12 protein-coding genes are annotated in these 15,057 nt (G+C 58.8%); 6 read left to right on the top strand and 6 right to left on the bottom strand.

Translation table 11 applies throughout. From position 1 onward, the window contains the following. The first annotated feature begins 10 nt into the window (after positions 1-10). The 3 genes from RGM3321_RS18350 to RGM3321_RS18340 all read left to right on the top strand — a co-directional run bounded on the left by RGM3321_RS18350 (position 11) and on the right by RGM3321_RS18340 (position 3,735). On the top strand, positions 11-1,048 hold the full coding sequence (locus tag RGM3321_RS18350) for an NADP(H)-dependent aldo-keto reductase (protein ID WP_244394275.1): 1,038 nt from the start codon (positions 11-13) through the stop codon (positions 1,046-1,048). A gap of 67 nt (positions 1,049-1,115) precedes the next feature. Next, positions 1,116-1,916 carry an SDR family oxidoreductase gene (locus tag RGM3321_RS18345; RefSeq protein ID WP_005733527.1) on the top strand — a complete coding sequence of 267 codons (801 nt, stop codon included), beginning with the start codon at positions 1,116-1,118 and terminating at the stop codon, positions 1,914-1,916. Beyond that, on the top strand, positions 1,909-3,735 hold the full coding sequence (locus tag RGM3321_RS18340; RefSeq protein WP_244394274.1) for a glycoside hydrolase family 15 protein: 1,827 nt from the start codon (positions 1,909-1,911) through the stop codon (positions 3,733-3,735). The genes RGM3321_RS18345 and RGM3321_RS18340 overlap by 8 nt, the downstream gene beginning before the upstream one ends. A gap of 48 nt (positions 3,736-3,783) precedes the next feature. Here the strand turns inward: RGM3321_RS18340 and RGM3321_RS18335 are convergent, their stop codons facing one another. The 5 genes from RGM3321_RS18335 to RGM3321_RS18315 are packed head-to-tail and all read right to left on the bottom strand — an operon-like array spanning position 3,784 to position 9,729. Further along, positions 3,784-5,211 carry a DUF2723 domain-containing protein gene (locus RGM3321_RS18335; RefSeq protein ID WP_244394273.1) on the bottom strand — a complete coding sequence of 476 codons (1,428 nt, stop codon included), beginning with the start codon at positions 5,209-5,211 and terminating at the stop codon, positions 3,784-3,786. A gap of 54 nt (positions 5,212-5,265) precedes the next feature. Then, positions 5,266-6,231, bottom strand: coding sequence for a lysylphosphatidylglycerol synthase transmembrane domain-containing protein (locus RGM3321_RS18330; protein WP_244394272.1), 966 nt, complete (start codon positions 6,229-6,231; stop codon positions 5,266-5,268). Beyond that, positions 6,228-6,968, bottom strand: coding sequence for an SDR family oxidoreductase (locus RGM3321_RS18325; protein WP_244394271.1), 741 nt, complete (start codon positions 6,966-6,968; stop codon positions 6,228-6,230). Before RGM3321_RS18325 ends, RGM3321_RS18330 begins: the two co-directional genes overlap by 4 nt. Further along, positions 6,965-8,281 (bottom strand): FAD-binding oxidoreductase, encoded by a 1,317-nt coding sequence (locus RGM3321_RS18320; RefSeq protein ID WP_244394270.1) that lies wholly within the window; start codon positions 8,279-8,281, stop codon positions 6,965-6,967. The genes RGM3321_RS18325 and RGM3321_RS18320 overlap by 4 nt, the downstream gene beginning before the upstream one ends. After that, entirely contained in the window at positions 8,278-9,729 is a 1,452-nt protein-coding gene (locus RGM3321_RS18315; protein ID WP_244394269.1) for a UbiA family prenyltransferase, read from the bottom strand. Before RGM3321_RS18315 ends, RGM3321_RS18320 begins: the two co-directional genes overlap by 4 nt. A 370-nt stretch (positions 9,730-10,099) precedes the next feature. Between RGM3321_RS18315 and norR the strand changes: the two genes are divergently transcribed. Then, positions 10,100-11,650, top strand: a complete 1,551-nt coding sequence (gene norR, locus RGM3321_RS18310) for a nitric oxide reductase transcriptional regulator NorR (protein ID WP_244394268.1) — start codon at positions 10,100-10,102, stop codon at positions 11,648-11,650. A gap of 116 nt (positions 11,651-11,766) precedes the next feature. After that, positions 11,767-11,991, top strand: coding sequence for a DUF6555 family protein (locus RGM3321_RS18305; RefSeq protein ID WP_004658504.1), 225 nt, complete (start codon positions 11,767-11,769; stop codon positions 11,989-11,991). Between the two features lie 22 nt (positions 11,992-12,013). Here the strand turns inward: RGM3321_RS18305 and RGM3321_RS18300 are convergent, their stop codons facing one another. Next, a complete protein-coding gene (locus tag RGM3321_RS18300; RefSeq protein ID WP_244394267.1) occupies positions 12,014-13,432 on the bottom strand; it encodes an MFS transporter in 1,419 nt (472 codons plus the stop codon). Positions 13,433-13,748: 316 nt separating this feature from the next. Here RGM3321_RS18300 and RGM3321_RS18295 point away from each other — a divergent pair, with 316 nt between their 5' ends. Beyond that, on the top strand, positions 13,749-15,056 hold the full coding sequence (locus tag RGM3321_RS18295) for an Nramp family divalent metal transporter (RefSeq protein WP_279614067.1): 1,308 nt from the start codon (positions 13,749-13,751) through the stop codon (positions 15,054-15,056). Position 15,057: the final 1 nt, after the last annotated feature.

Raw genomic sequence — 15,057 nt, 5'->3', positions numbered from 1 at the left:
GGAGACATCGATGCAATTTCGTAAATTGGGCAAAACCGATCTGTCGGTCAGCGCGATCTGTCTGGGCACCATGACCTGGGGCGAGCAGAACACCCAGGATGAAGCATTCGAACAGATTCGTATGGCCAAGGATGCCAAGGTCAACTTCCTCGACACGGCAGAAATGTACCCGGTGCCGCCGCGTGGCGAGACGTATACCAAGACCGAAAGCATCATCGGCGAGTACTTCAAGAAGTACGCTGACCGCAATGACTGGGTGCTGGCCAGCAAGGTCGTCGGTCCAGGTCGCATGGATCATATCCGCGATGGCAATCCGCGGCTTGACCGCAAGAACATCACTGCGGCGCTGGAAGCCAGCCTCAAGCGTCTTAATACCGATTATCTGGACCTGTACCAGCTGCACTGGCCGGATCGCAAGACCAACTTCTTCGGCGTGCTGGGTTACACCCACGACCCGGATGATCAGGCTGTCGAAATCGAAGAAACCCTGTCGGTACTGGGCGATCTGGTCAAGGCGGGCAAGATTCGCCACTTTGGCCTCTCCAATGAAACGCCGTGGGGCACCCAGCGCTTTCTGCACCTGGCCGAAACCCTCGATCTGCCGCGTGCCGTCTCGATACAGAACCCCTACAACCTGCTTAATCGCACCTTTGAGGTCGGTCTGGCGGAGATCGCCATTCGCGAACAGATCGGCTTGCTGGCCTATTCGCCACTGGCGTTCGGTGTGTTGGCTGGCAAGTATCTGGACGGCGCACGTCCGGCCGATGGCCGCCTGACCCTGTTCGAGCGTTTCCAGCGCTACAACAACCCGCAGGCGGTCAGCGCCACCGCCAAATACGTCGCGCTGGCCCGCGAACACGGCCTGGACCCGTCGCAGATGGCGCTGGCCTACGTCACCAGCCGTCCGTTCGTAACCAGCAATATCATTGGTGCCACGAAACTGGATCAACTGAAGATCAATCTGGAGAGCATCGACGTCACGCTGTCCGATGAGGTCATCGCCGGTATCGAAGCCATTCATACCGCTCAGCCCAACCCGGCCCCCTAAGCCGAACTGAACTTACTTTCAGCCTCGTCAGTCAGCACTAGTACGCTTACTCCGAGGCTGAAATTCGATGCACATCTCACTCAAGCAACAAGTCGCAATCGTTACCGGCGCCAGTTCCGGTCTGGGCGCAGGTGCCGCGCGAGCGCTGGCAGACGCCGGTGCAGCGGTGGTGATCAATTACAACTCCAAGGCTGAACCTGCCGAGAAGCTGGCTGAAGAGATTCGTGCAGCGGGCGGTCGTGCCCTCGCTGTCGGGGCCGACGTGTCGAAAGAAGCAGACGTCGAGCGCCTGTTTGCGCAGACCATCGAGCACTTTGGCGCATTGGACATCCTGGTCGCCAACTCGGGCCTGCAAAAAGACGCAGCCATCGTCGACATGAGCCTGGAAGACTGGAACACCGTCATCAACGTCAACCTGACCGGGCAATTTCTTTGCGCCCGCGCTGCGTTGCGCCAGTTCATCAAGCAAGGCATGCGCCCTGATGTGTCCCGGGCGATGGGCAAGATCATTCACATGAGTTCGGTGCACCAGTTGATCCCGTGGGCCGGGCATGTCAATTACGCTGCATCCAAAGGCGGCGTCGATCTGTTGATGCGCAGCATTGCTCAGGAAGTCGGCGAGCTGAAAATTCGCGTCAACAGCGTCGCGCCGGGTGCTATTCGCACTCCGATCAATGCCGACGCGCGCAAGGGCGACGCCGAGAAAGAAATGCTCAAACTGATCCCTTATGGCCGTATCGGTGAGCCCGAAGACGTCGCCAATGCCGTGCTCTGGCTGGCCTCCGATGCCTCGGACTATGTGCACGGCACCACCCTGTACATCGACGGCGGGATGACCCTTTATCCGGAGTTCCGTGGCAATGGCTGATTTTCCCCTGGAAGCGCAAAACCATATTGAAGACCACGGCATCATTGGCGATATGCGCAGCGCCGCGTTGATCGCCGACACCGGCAGCATTGATTTCTGCTGCTGGCCGGATTTCGACAGTCCGTCGATTTTCACCGCGCTGCTGGATACGCCCGATGCCGGGATCTTTCAACTGGCACCTGACTTGCCGGATGCCAGAAGATTGCAGATTTACCTGCCGGACACCAACGTCTTGCAGACCCGCTGGATTTCCGGGCAGGCCGTGGTGGAAGTCACCGACCTGATGCCTATTGGTGAAGATCAGGACGATCTGCCGCGCATCGTGCGCAGGGTTCAAGTGCGTTTTGGCGAGGCTACGATTCGCATGCGCTGCCGGGTACGCATGGACTACAGCCGAGCAGAAACCAGCGCGCGTATTGATGGCCAGGACATCTGTTTCGAGGCCGAAGGGCAGCCGGGCATGCGCTTGTCGGCCGCTACGCCGCTACAGTTGGAGCAGCAGGACGCTGTGGCCGAGTTTCACATGCACAAAGGCCAGACCATCGAGTTCATTCTTGGCGGTATCGATGACCCGAACGTGGCCGCAGGCAAATGCTCGCGCTATTTCGACGACACGCTGAAATTCTGGCGGCGCTGGGCCGGGCAATCGCAATACAAGGGCCGCTGGCGTGAAATGGTCACCCGCTCGGCGCTGGCGCTCAAACTGCTGACCTCGCGCAAGCATGGCGGCATTGTCGCAGCCGCGACGTTCGGTCTGCCCGAAACCGAGGGCGGCGAGCGCAACTGGGACTACCGTTATACCTGGATCCGCGACGCTTCGTTCACGGTGTATGCCTTCATGCGCCTGGGCTATACCGACGAGGCCAATGCGTTCATGGGGTGGGTGCGCGGGCGGCTCGACGACTGCTGTGAGCAGACCGAGAAACTCGGCATTCTGTATGCCCTCGATGGCCACGCAGAACTGCCGGAAGACAATCTCGATCATTTGTCCGGCTACGGCGGCGCTCAGCCGGTACGCATCGGTAATGAAGCCTACAAGCAGGTTCAGCTGGATATCTATGGCGAACTGATGGACGCCGTGTACCTGGCCAACAAGTATGGCGACGCTATTTCCCATGATGGCTGGCAACATGTTGTGCGTCAGGTCGACTACGTGTGCGAACACTGGAACGATCGCGACGTAGGCATCTGGGAAATGCGCGGTGGCGACCAGCATTTTCTGCATTCGCGTCTGATGTGCTGGGTGGCACTGGACCGGGCATTGCGCCTGGCATTCAAACGCTCGCTGTCGGGGCCCTTCGAGCGCTGGACCAAAGTACGCGAAGAGATCCACAACGACATCTGGGAAAACTTCTGGAGTGAAGACCTGGGCCACTTCGTGCAGCACAAGGGCAGCCGCAATCTGGACGCCTCGATGTTGCTGATGCCGCTGGTGCGCTTTGTCGGTGCCAATGACCCGAAGTGGCTGGCGACGCTGGATGCCATCGAAGCAGCACTGGTGCGTGACGGGATGGTGTTCCGCTATCGCAACGATGATGATCACGATGACGGTCTGGCAGGCGAAGAGGGCGCATTCGTCGCCTGTTCGTTCTGGTACGTCGAATGTCTGGCCCGCGCCGGTCGGGTCGAGCAGGCGTATCTGGAGTTCGAACAATTGCTGCGTTACGCCAACCCGCTGGGTTTGTACGCCGAAGAATTCGACGCGCATGCTCATCATCTCGGTAACACACCGCAGGCCCTGAGTCATCTGGCGTTGATCAGTGCGGCCAGTTTTCTGGACCGCAAACTGGGCGGCGGGCAGGCGCTCTGGCAGCCTTGAGAGTGTGCGCGAACTGATCATGAATGAGAGTCAGAGGTTCATTCATGATCAGTTCGCCTGCAATGAATACCCTACCGGCTGTTCTTCCAGCCGGTAGTGCTGCGTAAGTGTCCCGCAATAGCTCAACCGTGGCAGATAGACGCCATCGCTGCTCAATACCGCGCGAATGGCGACGTTGTCGTCGCACATGGCCAGCCTGCGACCGGCAAGCAGCCCGACAGCTTGCCCGGAGCGCATTGCGCCCATCGGTGTCCAGTCGGCGATGATCAACGCATCTTTGGGCACGACCTGCTCATACGCGCGTACGAACTGCTCGGCAGAGCGGTCGCGCAGGTAAGGCACCATGAAATAACGGATATCGTCGCGATAGGGCAGCTTCTCCTTATGCTCAGGAAAATGTATGACCCCGTTTGCGTACAGTGAATACGCCAACAGAATCACCGTCGGCGAGGACAATACCGAGAGATTGAGCAAGATGCCGCGTGTCGAATTGCGTGGCAAAACCCGCCGCAGGTGGATCATGCCGATAATGCTCATCATCGCCACGCCGGGCAGAAAAAAGGTGAAACGGTCGGTCACGTTATAGGAAATGGCAAAAACCAGATTCAACAGCGCCGCGCTCCACAACAAACGCAGCCGACTCTCCTTGGGAAACAGCAGCAGCCCCGCCAACTGCGGCCCTATCAGCGACAGCAGCAACAGTATGGCTGCGTTCTTTTCCTCCAGAAGTTCGTCGAAACGCAACAGGCTGCCTTCCCACTCCGGCCCCGCAACGGTTGCGGAGGCACCGGTCAGGTAACGTCGCGCAATATCCAGCAGGCCCATTCCGCTGTTCAGGTCATTGAACACCGCAACAGCGGCTGCCGCGAAGCCGAGCATGAAGCCGGGCAGGGTGATCAAAACGCGCGCCTTATGCAGGTAAAGCACATGCAGGTACAGCGGCAGCAGGACCACGAAGGTCAGTTGATGAGTCGAGGCCGCCATTCCAGTCAGCACGCCAATCATGAACAGCTTTTTCAGCGGCGTCAGACGCTTGCTGTCATTGAACTGCAGTGTATAAGCCAGCAGTACGAACAGCGTGTGCAGCAGGTAAACCTCTGCTTTGGTCGACACCCAGAATATCCCGTGCGCCAATACCGTTGCTGCGCCAGCGAGTACAGCCTGACGTGGCCCGGCGCCGAGGCTTTGCGCCAGTCGATAGACGATCCATGCCAACGGCAGGAGCAGTAACGAATTCAACAGGCTGAGCGCGCGCGAGCCGAACAGTGTGAAGAATACCGAGTTGAGCAGTTGATAAAGCGGATGCTCCAGCGGTCCGAGCGACTGGCTGAAATAATGGCCCTCGCGGGCGTTGGCCAGAAACATGCCATTGTCCATCCATTGCACCGGCCCGCTGGAGGCCAGAAAACTTGCGGCGATGGCAGCACCTAGCAGAAACAGGGGCATGGCAATCGAGGTGCGCGAATCGGGTGGCATTGAACAGCTCCTCCGTGAGGTGAACAAAAGGTGGCGGGTGCCTGTTTTACTGCCTCAAGGCTGACGCCCCGGTGGTGCAGCGTTGAACCGGGAAAGCATCACGGCACCGATCGCCACCGCGAACCACAGGGTCGCCAGACGTATCAGCAGCGTGGCGGCAATCGCGTCAGCACCGGGCATGCCTTTGAACATCAGCAGCCCGACCATCACTGCTTCGGCACTGCCCAGTCCACCCGGCATGAAGCTCAACGCTCCGGCGAGCATTGCCAGGGCGTAGGTGAACACGGCAAACGTCAGTGGGATCTGCGCGCCCATCCAGCCAAGCATCCAGTAAAACGCCAATGCCTCGGCGCTCCAGGCAAGCAGGCTGAGCAGGCTGGCGGTCAGCAACACTCTCCCATGCAGGCATTGACGGGCGGCGAGCAGGATGTCGAACAGCTGCCGCCACAGCCTGCGCAGTCGTGTGCTCTTTTCGGTTGGCGGCGCACCTTGCATGTGCTTCAGTAAACGCCCCTGAGACAGCACCAGCAGCCCCGCCAGAACCAGCGCCAGGCCTATAAAGATCATGGGTTGCGCCTGCGGGTACCATGACAAACCAAACAGCGTCAGCAGCACGATAGCCAGCAGGTCGGACAGGCGTTCGCTGAAAAATGCAGCAAAACTTCGTGGGTACGGTACGCCCAGCGGCCTGAGCAATACGCCACGCAATGCTTCGCCTGCCTTGCCGGGCGTGGTTGTCAGAGCAAAGCCGGCGAGGTAGATGCGCAGGCTTTGCCGCCAGGCAAGCGGATGCCCCAGCACCTCAAGGTAAAGCTGCCAGCGTCCGAAGCGCAGCGCGTAATTGATTGCCGACATCAGCAAGACCAAGCCAATGCCCTGCGCCCCGACCTTGCCGGTTGCTGCGCTGACTGCCTGCCAGCCGCCCCACAGGGAAAAACCCAGATAGCCCAGCGCCGAGAGGACGACCGACAGCAGCGCCGCCCGATAGCGCCAGCCTGACAGCAGCGACATGTCGCTCAAAGGTCGAGCCTTTTGAATAATGGCTGTGGAATCGCGCGAATCACCCACATGATCCATGCCCAGAAGCCCGGCGCATAAAGGCTTGTAGACCGGCGCGCGATGCCCTTGACGATGCGCTCGGCAACAGCTTCCGGTTGCGCCACCAGCAAGGCAGGCAACGGCAAACCGTGGGTCATAGGCGTGTCGACAAAGCCTGGCTTGATGGTCACTACGTGTACGCCGAGCTTGAACATCCGCGCCTGCAACCCGTCGCAGAACGTCGAGACGGCAGCCTTGGCCGAGCCGTACAGGTAATTGGAAGGGCGTCCTCGATCACCTGCGACGGAGGAAAGCACCGCCAGTGTGCCGCAGCGCTGCACTTCAAAATGCCTGGCCAGCAGGGTCAGCAAGGCAATAACCGCTGCACCGTTGGTGATGAATTCCTGTATGGCCAGGCCTGCGTATTGCTCGCAGGCCTTCTGGTCGGGCAGGGTGCCGTGAGCCACCAGTACGATATCGATCTGCCCCAATGCAGCCAGACAGTCGGCCAGCATCGCCGGGTGCTCTGAAAAGTGCGTAACGTCCAGACGGTGAGTGTCGATACGTCCGGCACCGCGCGCCTTGAGATCGGCTGCATTGCTGTCGAGCTTCTCCACGTCGCGCGCCACCAGAAAGAAATCACAGCCCTGCGCAGCCCAGAGTCGGGCACAGGCGTGGGCGATGGCTGATGTCGCGCCGATGATCAGAATTTTTTTCATGGCATCACTCGTTTCCAGAAGCGGGACATCAAGGAAGGGTCACGCAGTGCTTCCAGTTGCTCCCAGGCTGGATAGGCCTGGCGGAAATCGCTCCCGGTCATATGCGCATCTTTTGCCGGATACAACCGTCCACCCGCGTCACGGACAATGGCATCCAGGCGTGGGAACAGTGTTTTGGCCAGCTCGCGCGTCTGCGAAAAATCCAGTGCCAGCGAAGTACCCGGCATCGGGAAGGACAGCACCCCCGGCGAAGCGATATCGCCGCAGCGCTTGAGTACCGCAAGGAATGAACCCCGGCCCGAGGCAGCAATCGCATCGAGCAGCAGTTGCATGGCCTTGGGCGCGCAATGCTCGGGGATCACGCACTGGTATTGCTGAAACCCTTTGCGGCCATAAAGACGGTTCCAGTGCAGGATGCGATCCAGCGGGTAGAAGAACGCTTCACAAGAGCTGCGGCGGGCCTTGGCCTGTTGTGGATGGGCGTGCCAGTAGATCGAATTGAATGCACGCAAGGACAGATGGTTGACCAGCGAACGCGGGGGAATGAACGGTATGCTCAGACGCTTGGGCGCATCGACCGCCAGCGACCCGTAACGAGCGTGGTCGCCGACGATGTACACGCCACGGCCGCTATTACTGCCTCGCGCCAGGCAATCAATCCAGGCCACGCTGTATTCGTGCTGCGCGTCCAGCTCGTGCGACAGGGTAAAAAATTCTGCCAGATTGGCGAAGCGCACCACCATGCTGTTGATCTGACTGGTACGGATGGGCATCAATTGCAGCTCGACCCGACTGATAACGCCGGTCAAGCCCAGGCCGCCGATGGTGGCAGCGAAAAATAAAGGGTTTTCCATGGCCGAACAGACCATCGGCGGCTCGCCATGACGGATCAATTCGAAGCGTATGACATGACAGCCGAAGGTGCCGCGCAGATGATGATTCTTGCCGTGCACGTCGTTGGCAAGCGCGCCGCCTATCGTCACAAACTGCGTGCCCGGTGTGACCGGTAGAAACCAGCCGCGCGGGATCGCCGCCGCCAGCAGTTGCGACAGGGTCATGCCTGCTTCCAGTTGCACCACGCCGTGCTGCCAGTCGGCGGCGATGAAGCGATCCAGCTTGCGCATGTCCAGTACGTGACCACTGCTGGCCAGACAACTGTCGCCGTAGCTACGGCCATTACCGAACGGCAGGCTGGTTTGATGGTGCGCCAGTGTCTCTGAGAGGTGCGCCGGCAAGCGGTTTATCGCCTCACAGTCATGACCTTGCTGGGCAACCTGCGGGTAGCGCCCCCAGGAGTAGAGAGGCGCGCTCATGCGGCGATCCAGAACACCAGCAGGAACAGAAAACCGATCCCTTGGCTGATCCGGTCGCGGATTGCGAAAACTACCGGGTCCTCGTTCATCTGGCCGCGATGGGTGAGCATCCAGACCCGCGTGATCCAGAACAACAGCAACGGACAGGCCAGCCAGATTACATGCGGATGCTGATAAAGGGCTACCGTTGCGCCCTCATGGATGTAGAGCGCCAGGACCATTACCGCCAGATTGCCCGACGATGCACCCAAGGAGGCGATCATGTCCAGATCGCCCGGGTAGTAACCGCGGCCGCGTGTCTTGCCGGTCACATCGCACAGCCTCGCGTCGCGCAGTTCGGCATAGCGCTTGACCAGCGCAAGGCTGAGAAACAGAAACATTGAGAACGCCAGAATCCAGAACGTCAGCGGCAACTGAAACGCCGCCGCACCGGCCAGGATGCGCGTGGTGTAGAGCATCGCCAGAACAATGACATCGACTGCCATGTGGCGCTTGAGGTAAAGCGAGTAGACCAGCGTCAGCAGGTAATAGGCAGCCAGCACCGCCGCAAATTGCCATGGCAACATGATTGCCGCCAGGGCGAAGGCTGCTGCGAGCAACAGCGGGATCACCAGCAGGCCGGACTCGATCGGCAACTGACCGCTGGCGAACGGGCGTTCGCGTTTGCTGCGATGGTGGCGGTCATCTGCCAGATCAAGCAGGTCATTGAGCAGGTAGACGCTTGATGCGCACAGCCCGAAACACAAAAATGCCAGTAATCCGTCGAGCAGCAATTGCGTGCTCTGGACTTGGTGAGCTGCGAGCAGGGGCACAAAAAGCAGTGTGTTTTTCAGCCATTGGTGGAGGCGTAACGCCTTGTGCCACGCACTGCGTCGGGACGATGTGGATTTGATCACCTGTTCGACGTTTCCTTGTGCCCGCGCCTCGCGTTCCACACCTGCGAGCGGGCTGGCGACGATGGCCTTGCGTGATACTTTCCAGATGCACAGGTCGTCCCGGGAATTACCGATGTAATCAAAACCGCCCTCACCATAATGGCTGACCAGCAAATCGCGTTTGCGATGGGCAGAAAGATTGGTCTTACCGTCCGAAGCCCAGACCTGATCAAACATTTGCAGGTGCGCTGCGATCTGGTTGGCAAGGGTTACGTGAGAGGCCGTTGCCAGGATCACCCTGCGCCCGTGCTGCCGCCCGGCCTGGATATAAGCAATGACCGCAGCGTCGTAGGGCAGTAACGCAACGTCGATGTCGGTGCCCAGAGCCAGCCCTTGCTTGAGGAGCGCCTTGCCTTGTAACAGCCAGGTAAAAAGCCTGAATACCTGCAGTGGTCGGCTGCGGATAAAGGCCACCGCAGTTTCAAACAGCAAATCTGAACGCAGCAGCGTTCCATCGAGGTCGACAACCAGAGGTGTATCAACCTCAAGAGCTCTTCCTTGAGTGCCGGGCATGGACAGTTGCTCCTGTAAAAGTGAGCGCACTATGGAACAAAGCCGGACAATCGCCACATCAATAAAATTAAACGATATCCATCATTCAGCCGTGCCTGTGGCGTCAGAAAAATTAAGGGTCGGGCAACTATGACTGCATGAACGCTATTGATTCATTGATTGATCAACTCACGGAATCTGGTGCGGAAACTGTAAAGTTAATGAGTCATTTCAAATAGCTGATTAACCCGGAGGACTCTATTCGCGCGTTGATACAAGGGGTTCGACATAAAGTGGCAGAACGGGCGAGCCTGGATAATCATCGCGGTGACCACTTGTTCGGCCTGGCGAGTCATAATGACCCCTTTGTTGACAGCCTGCCGGAGTCGTAATGACCCATCCCCTGTTGCGTGAGCTGATACCGTTGGTGTCCAACCTGTCCAGAGAACTGCCGGACGAAGAGCGTTATCGGCGTCTGCTGTGCTCGCTGCGCCACTGGTTGCCTTGCGACGCTACTGCACTGCTCAGGCTTGAGGGTGATGTGCTGATTCCGCTGGCGGTCGACGGCCTCAGTCCGGACACGCTCGGCCGCCGCTTCCGGGTCAGCGAGCATCCACGCTTCGAGGCGTTGCTTACGAGCGACGGGCCGCTGCGCTTTGCTGCCGATTGCGATTTACCGGACCCTTATGACGGTCTGGTCGACGGTCATGGCGCGCTCGAAGTGCATGACTGCCTGGGCTGTGTGCTGGCTGTTCAAGGGCGGCCCTGGGGGCTTATTACGCTGGATTCGCTGGACCCTTCCAGCTTTGGCAGCGTCGATCTGGATAACCTGCAGGCCTTTGCCAGTCTCGCAGCGGCAACGGTCATGGCGGGCGAGCGTATCAACCAATTGGCGCGCGGTTTTGAAGATCAGCGACAGTTGGCCGAGGTCTACAAGCGCGCTGCCGGAGGGCGAGCGCCTCGCGAGCTGATTGGTCAGAGCGCGGTTCACCAGCGTATGCAGCAGGAGATTGAACTGGTCGGCAACAGCCCGCTGACGGTACTGGTCACGGGTGAAACCGGTGTCGGCAAGGAGTTGGTGGCCGAGTCCATCCATCTGCACTCGCCGCGGGCACACAAGCCGCTGATCAGTCTCAATTGCGCCGCGCTGCCTGAAATGCTGGTCGAGAGCGAATTGTTCGGGCATGTCAAAGGCGCTTTTTCCGGAGCGGTCAACGGGCGTAGCGGCAGGTTCGAGCTGGCGGATGGCGGTACGCTGTTCCTTGATGAGGTGGGTGAGCTGCCATTGTCGGTGCAGTCCAAGCTGTTGCGTGTGCTGCAAAGCGGTCAGTTGCAACGGGTCGGCTCTGATCAGGAACACCATGTGGATGTGCGCATCATCGCTGCCACCAATCGTGATCTGGCCGAGGAAGTGCGCTCCGGCCGGTTTCGGGCGGATCTCTATCATCGATTGAGCGTCTACCCGCTGCTCGTGCCAGCACTGCGCGAGCGCGGACGGGATGTGTTGCTGCTGGCCGGCTATTTTCTCGAGGAAAACCGTGTGCGCATGGGGCTGCGTGGGCTGCGTCTGAGCGCTGAGGCACAGCGGCTGCTGCTTGCGCACAACTGGCCGGGTAACGTTCGTGAGCTGGAGCACCTGATCAGCCGGGCGGTGCTCAAGGCATTGTCTGCCCATCCGCAAAAGCCGCGCATCCTGACGGTAGAAGGGCCAGCACTGGGTCTCGACGGCTCGGCGTCTGCCACGCCGCTACCTACGGCCGGAAAAGCCCTTTCAGCGGCTGTGCAGGGAGCAGGGCTGAAGGCGTCGGTGGATGCTTTTCAGCGTTCCTTGATTGTTGATTGTCTTGAACGACATCAAGGCCGTTGGGCAGAAGTAGCGCGCGATTTAGCGGTGGACAGAGCCAATCTCAATCGACTTGCCAGGCGCCTGGGTATTCGCTGATATATCCGAATGGGGATCTTCGTTGGTCGCCGACATTGAAAAAATAATGAATTTCTTTGCAGTGAATGCAGTCACCTATACTTCAAGCCACTGCTGAAAAAAGGATCAGGCTTTCAATGGCACTTCCAAAGCATTACCGCATTGATTATCTGCTGAACGGTTCGTTCAAGAGTTTTTATATACGCACCGAGAATATGGACAACGCTGAAGCATGGCACTGTGCAAGTGTTGACGCGGGCCTTGCGCGCATACCGAAATACCGTTTGGAGAAAGTCGCCAAAGTGTCCAAACCTTATGCTGAACACTTTGGTGTGACCAATGTGGAGTGGGCTCAGGCCTGAACCCACTCCACGGTCAGGCCACTCAACGGTGGGCTATCTGCTCCAGCGCCAGATTGCGCGTACGTGGTCCGAACCGGCCAATGGTGATGATCACGATCAGCATGCTGCCAACAATGAACGCCAGTACGCCCGGTGTGCCGAAGTGGTCGAGGAAAACCCCGATCAGCAGGCTGCTGAACACCGTTGACAGGCGGCTGAACGAATAGCAAAAACCTACGGCACGTGCGCGGATGTTGGTCGGAAACAACTCGCCCTGGTACGAGTGATAACTGAAGCTCAGCCATGCGTTGCAGAATGTGATCATGATTCCGCAGAAAATAAGGCCTGCTGCGCTTGTCTGGAAGGCAAACAGGCTGCCGAAGATCATCGCTCCCAACGCTGAGCCGACGATTTGCCATTTGTTCTCGAAGCGATTGGCAAATTTCACGAACAGCAACGGACCGAGCGGATAGGCCAGCGTGATCACGAACGCATACCCCAGGCTGTGTGTGACACTCAGGCCCTGGCCGGAAAGCAGAGCGGGCAGCCAGTTGCCGAAGCCGAAAAAGCCAATGGCCTGGAAGACGTGAAATACGATCAGCATCAGTGCGCGACGACGGTAAGGCGGTTGCCACATATCGGCGAAGCGGCCGTTGCCTGACAGCGCGACTTTCTCCGGTTCAGGTTCATCCAGTGGCTTGCCCTGGTCTTTGATACAACGTGCTTCGATTCCGTCCATGATCAGCTCGGCTTCGTCGAAACGCCCTTGCTGCGCCAGCCAGCGTGGTGATTCCGGCAGGGCTGAACGCAGCCACCAGACAAACAGCGCAAATACCGCGCTGCCAATCACCACCCAGCGCCATCCGGAAAAGCCGAAGGGTGCCTGGGGCACCAGCCACCACGACATCAGCGCCACGCTGGGAACTGACAGAAACTGGATGAAAAATGCGAAGGCGAACGCTGAACTGCGTATGCGTTTGGGCACCAGTTCCGACAGGTAGGTGTCGATGGTCACCAGCTCGACGCCCAGACCGATGCCTACCACAAAGCGCATGCCTATCACGCCCAGAGCAGAGGTCTGCAGACCCATGATCACCGTGGCAATGGTGTACCAGATCAGCGCGAAGGTAAAAATTGCGCGGCGACCGTAACGGTCGGCAATCGGGCTGACCAGACTGGCACCGAAAAACAGGCCCAGAAAGGTTGCCGAGGCAAAGGCTGCCTGATCGGAAAAGCCGAACAGGCCCTGGCTTCCCGTGGCAAAGATCCCGTCGCGAATCAGACCGGGGCTGATGTAGGCCGTCTGAAACAGGTCGTAAAGCTCGAAAAAACCGGCGATAGACAGCAGGGCAACCAGTTTCCAGATAGTAGCAACCGCAGGCAGTCGATCAATGCGTGCCGAGATATACGCTGCCCGCAGCTGTTCGCCCTTGGGTGCACCTGTGCGAGGTGATGAGTTCATTGAAGGCAATCCTGGATTCTTGTAGAGGCCTGAATGGTACTCTTTACAATTTGTAATGAATGGTCTTTTAATGCGGTCAATGGTCCTTTAAAGATTAATAATTGTTTAGTTGGTACGGTTTTTGAGTGTTTATACCGGTTGGGTCAGGCTGTGCACCGTCGAAATAACTCGCGATCAGCAATGCAGCGCTAGCGTCGAAGACCGGCAAGCGCCAAAACAGCAGGCACGAAGCCTCCAAGGATGTATCAACATGTGTCGCAAAACCTTAGGATGAAGGTCTTGATTTTCTGCCTGTCGGATTCCCGTGACGTACAAACTGCCCACCACTGCAACAGCCCCTTTCTGCCCCTCGGCGACCACTGACAGCGTGACCATCCCGCCGAATGCGTCCTTGCTGCGCAAGATGATGCTGTTCGTGGGACCCGGCCTGCTGGTTTCCATCGGTTACATGGACCCCGGCAACTGGGCGACGGCTATCGAGGCCGGGTCGCGCTTCGGCTATTCATTGTTGTTTGTAGTGGTGCTGGCCAGTCTGTCGGGAATGGTCTTGCAAAACCTCTGTTCCCGCCTTGGCATCGCCACCGGGCGTGATCTGGCGCAGCTGTCTGCTGCCCGCTACAGCCGTAATGTCGCCAAAGGCCAGTGGCTGCTGGCAGAGCTGTCGATCATCGCCACCGATCTGGCAGAGGTACTGGGGGCGGCGTTAGCGTTTCATCTGTTGCTGGGCGTGTCGATAACCACCGGTGTAGCGCTGACCGCTTTCGATACCCTGATCGTGCTGGCCTTGCAGGGTGCCAATTTCCGGCGCCTGGAAGCTATCGTGCTGGGGTTGATTGCAACCATTGCCAGTTGTTTTGCCGTCGAGCTGTTTCTCATCAAGCCATTCTGGCCGGATATGGTGGCGGGCCTGAAACCGAGCTGGGATGTACTGAGCAGCCAGGAGCCGCTGTATATCGCCATCGGTATTCTGGGTGCCACGGTCATGCCGCATAACCTTTATCTGCATTCGTCGGTGGTGCAAACCCGGGTCAATGGTGCTGACCTGGCCAGCAAGGCCACTGCCATTCGCTACGCCCGGCTGGACACCATCGGTTCGCTGAGCCTAGCGTTGCTGATCAATGCGGCGATTCTGATCCTCGCGGCTGCGGCGTTTCACAAGACCGGACATACCGAAGTGGTCGAGATTCAGGACGCTTATCACTTGCTTGATCCATTGGTCGGCGGTGCCATTGCCAGTGTGCTGTTCGGCGTCGCCTTGCTGGCGGCAGGGCAGAGTTCGACGTTCACCGGGACCATCGCCGGGCAAGTGGTGCTCGAAGGCTTTCTGCAGGCCAAAATTCCCTGCTGGCAGCGCCGCTTGATTACTCGCGCACTGGCACTGATTCCGGCGCTGATCGGGGTGATCTGGCTGGGTGACAGTTCGGTCGGCAAGATGTTGGTGCTCAGCCAGGTGGTGCTGAGCCTGCAACTGCCGTTTGCGCTCTGGCCGCTGATTCGCTTTACCAGTGATCCGCAGCTGATGGGGCCGTTCGTCAACAGTCGACTGGTCAAGTTTGCCGCCTGGGGACTGTTCGGTCTGATCTCTGCCGCCAATCTGACGTTGCTGTGGTTCTGGGTGAGCTGAA

It is taken from the genome of Pseudomonas sp. RGM 3321 (assembly GCF_022836805.1).
Lineage (GTDB): Bacteria > Pseudomonadota > Gammaproteobacteria > Pseudomonadales > Pseudomonadaceae > Aquipseudomonas.
Note: the sequence above shows the minus strand (reverse complement) of the source record. Positions and strands in the feature narration are given on the sequence as shown.

Bases quoted from the DNA above. Each gene is read 5' to 3' on its own strand.
- RGM3321_RS18315 (WP_244394269.1), bottom strand. From the start codon at position 9,729: ATGCCCGGCACTCAAGGAAGAGCTCTTGAGGTTGATACACCTCTGGTT.
- RGM3321_RS18320 (WP_244394270.1), bottom strand. From the start codon at position 8,281: ATGAGCGCGCCTCTCTACTCCTGGGGGCGCTACCCGCAGGTTGCCCAG.
- RGM3321_RS18325 (WP_244394271.1), bottom strand. From the start codon at position 6,968: ATGAAAAAAATTCTGATCATCGGCGCGACATCAGCCATCGCCCACGCC.
- RGM3321_RS18305 (WP_004658504.1), top strand. From the start codon at position 11,767: ATGGCACTTCCAAAGCATTACCGCATTGATTATCTGCTGAACGGTTCG.
- RGM3321_RS18300 (WP_244394267.1), bottom strand. From the start codon at position 13,432: ATGAACTCATCACCTCGCACAGGTGCACCCAAGGGCGAACAGCTGCGG.
- RGM3321_RS18335 (WP_244394273.1), bottom strand. From the start codon at position 5,211: ATGCCACCCGATTCGCGCACCTCGATTGCCATGCCCCTGTTTCTGCTA.
- RGM3321_RS18345 (WP_005733527.1), top strand. From the start codon at position 1,116: ATGCACATCTCACTCAAGCAACAAGTCGCAATCGTTACCGGCGCCAGT.
- norR (WP_244394268.1), top strand. From the start codon at position 10,100: ATGACCCATCCCCTGTTGCGTGAGCTGATACCGTTGGTGTCCAACCTG.
- RGM3321_RS18350 (WP_244394275.1), top strand. From the start codon at position 11: ATGCAATTTCGTAAATTGGGCAAAACCGATCTGTCGGTCAGCGCGATC.
- RGM3321_RS18340 (WP_244394274.1), top strand. From the start codon at position 1,909: ATGGCTGATTTTCCCCTGGAAGCGCAAAACCATATTGAAGACCACGGC.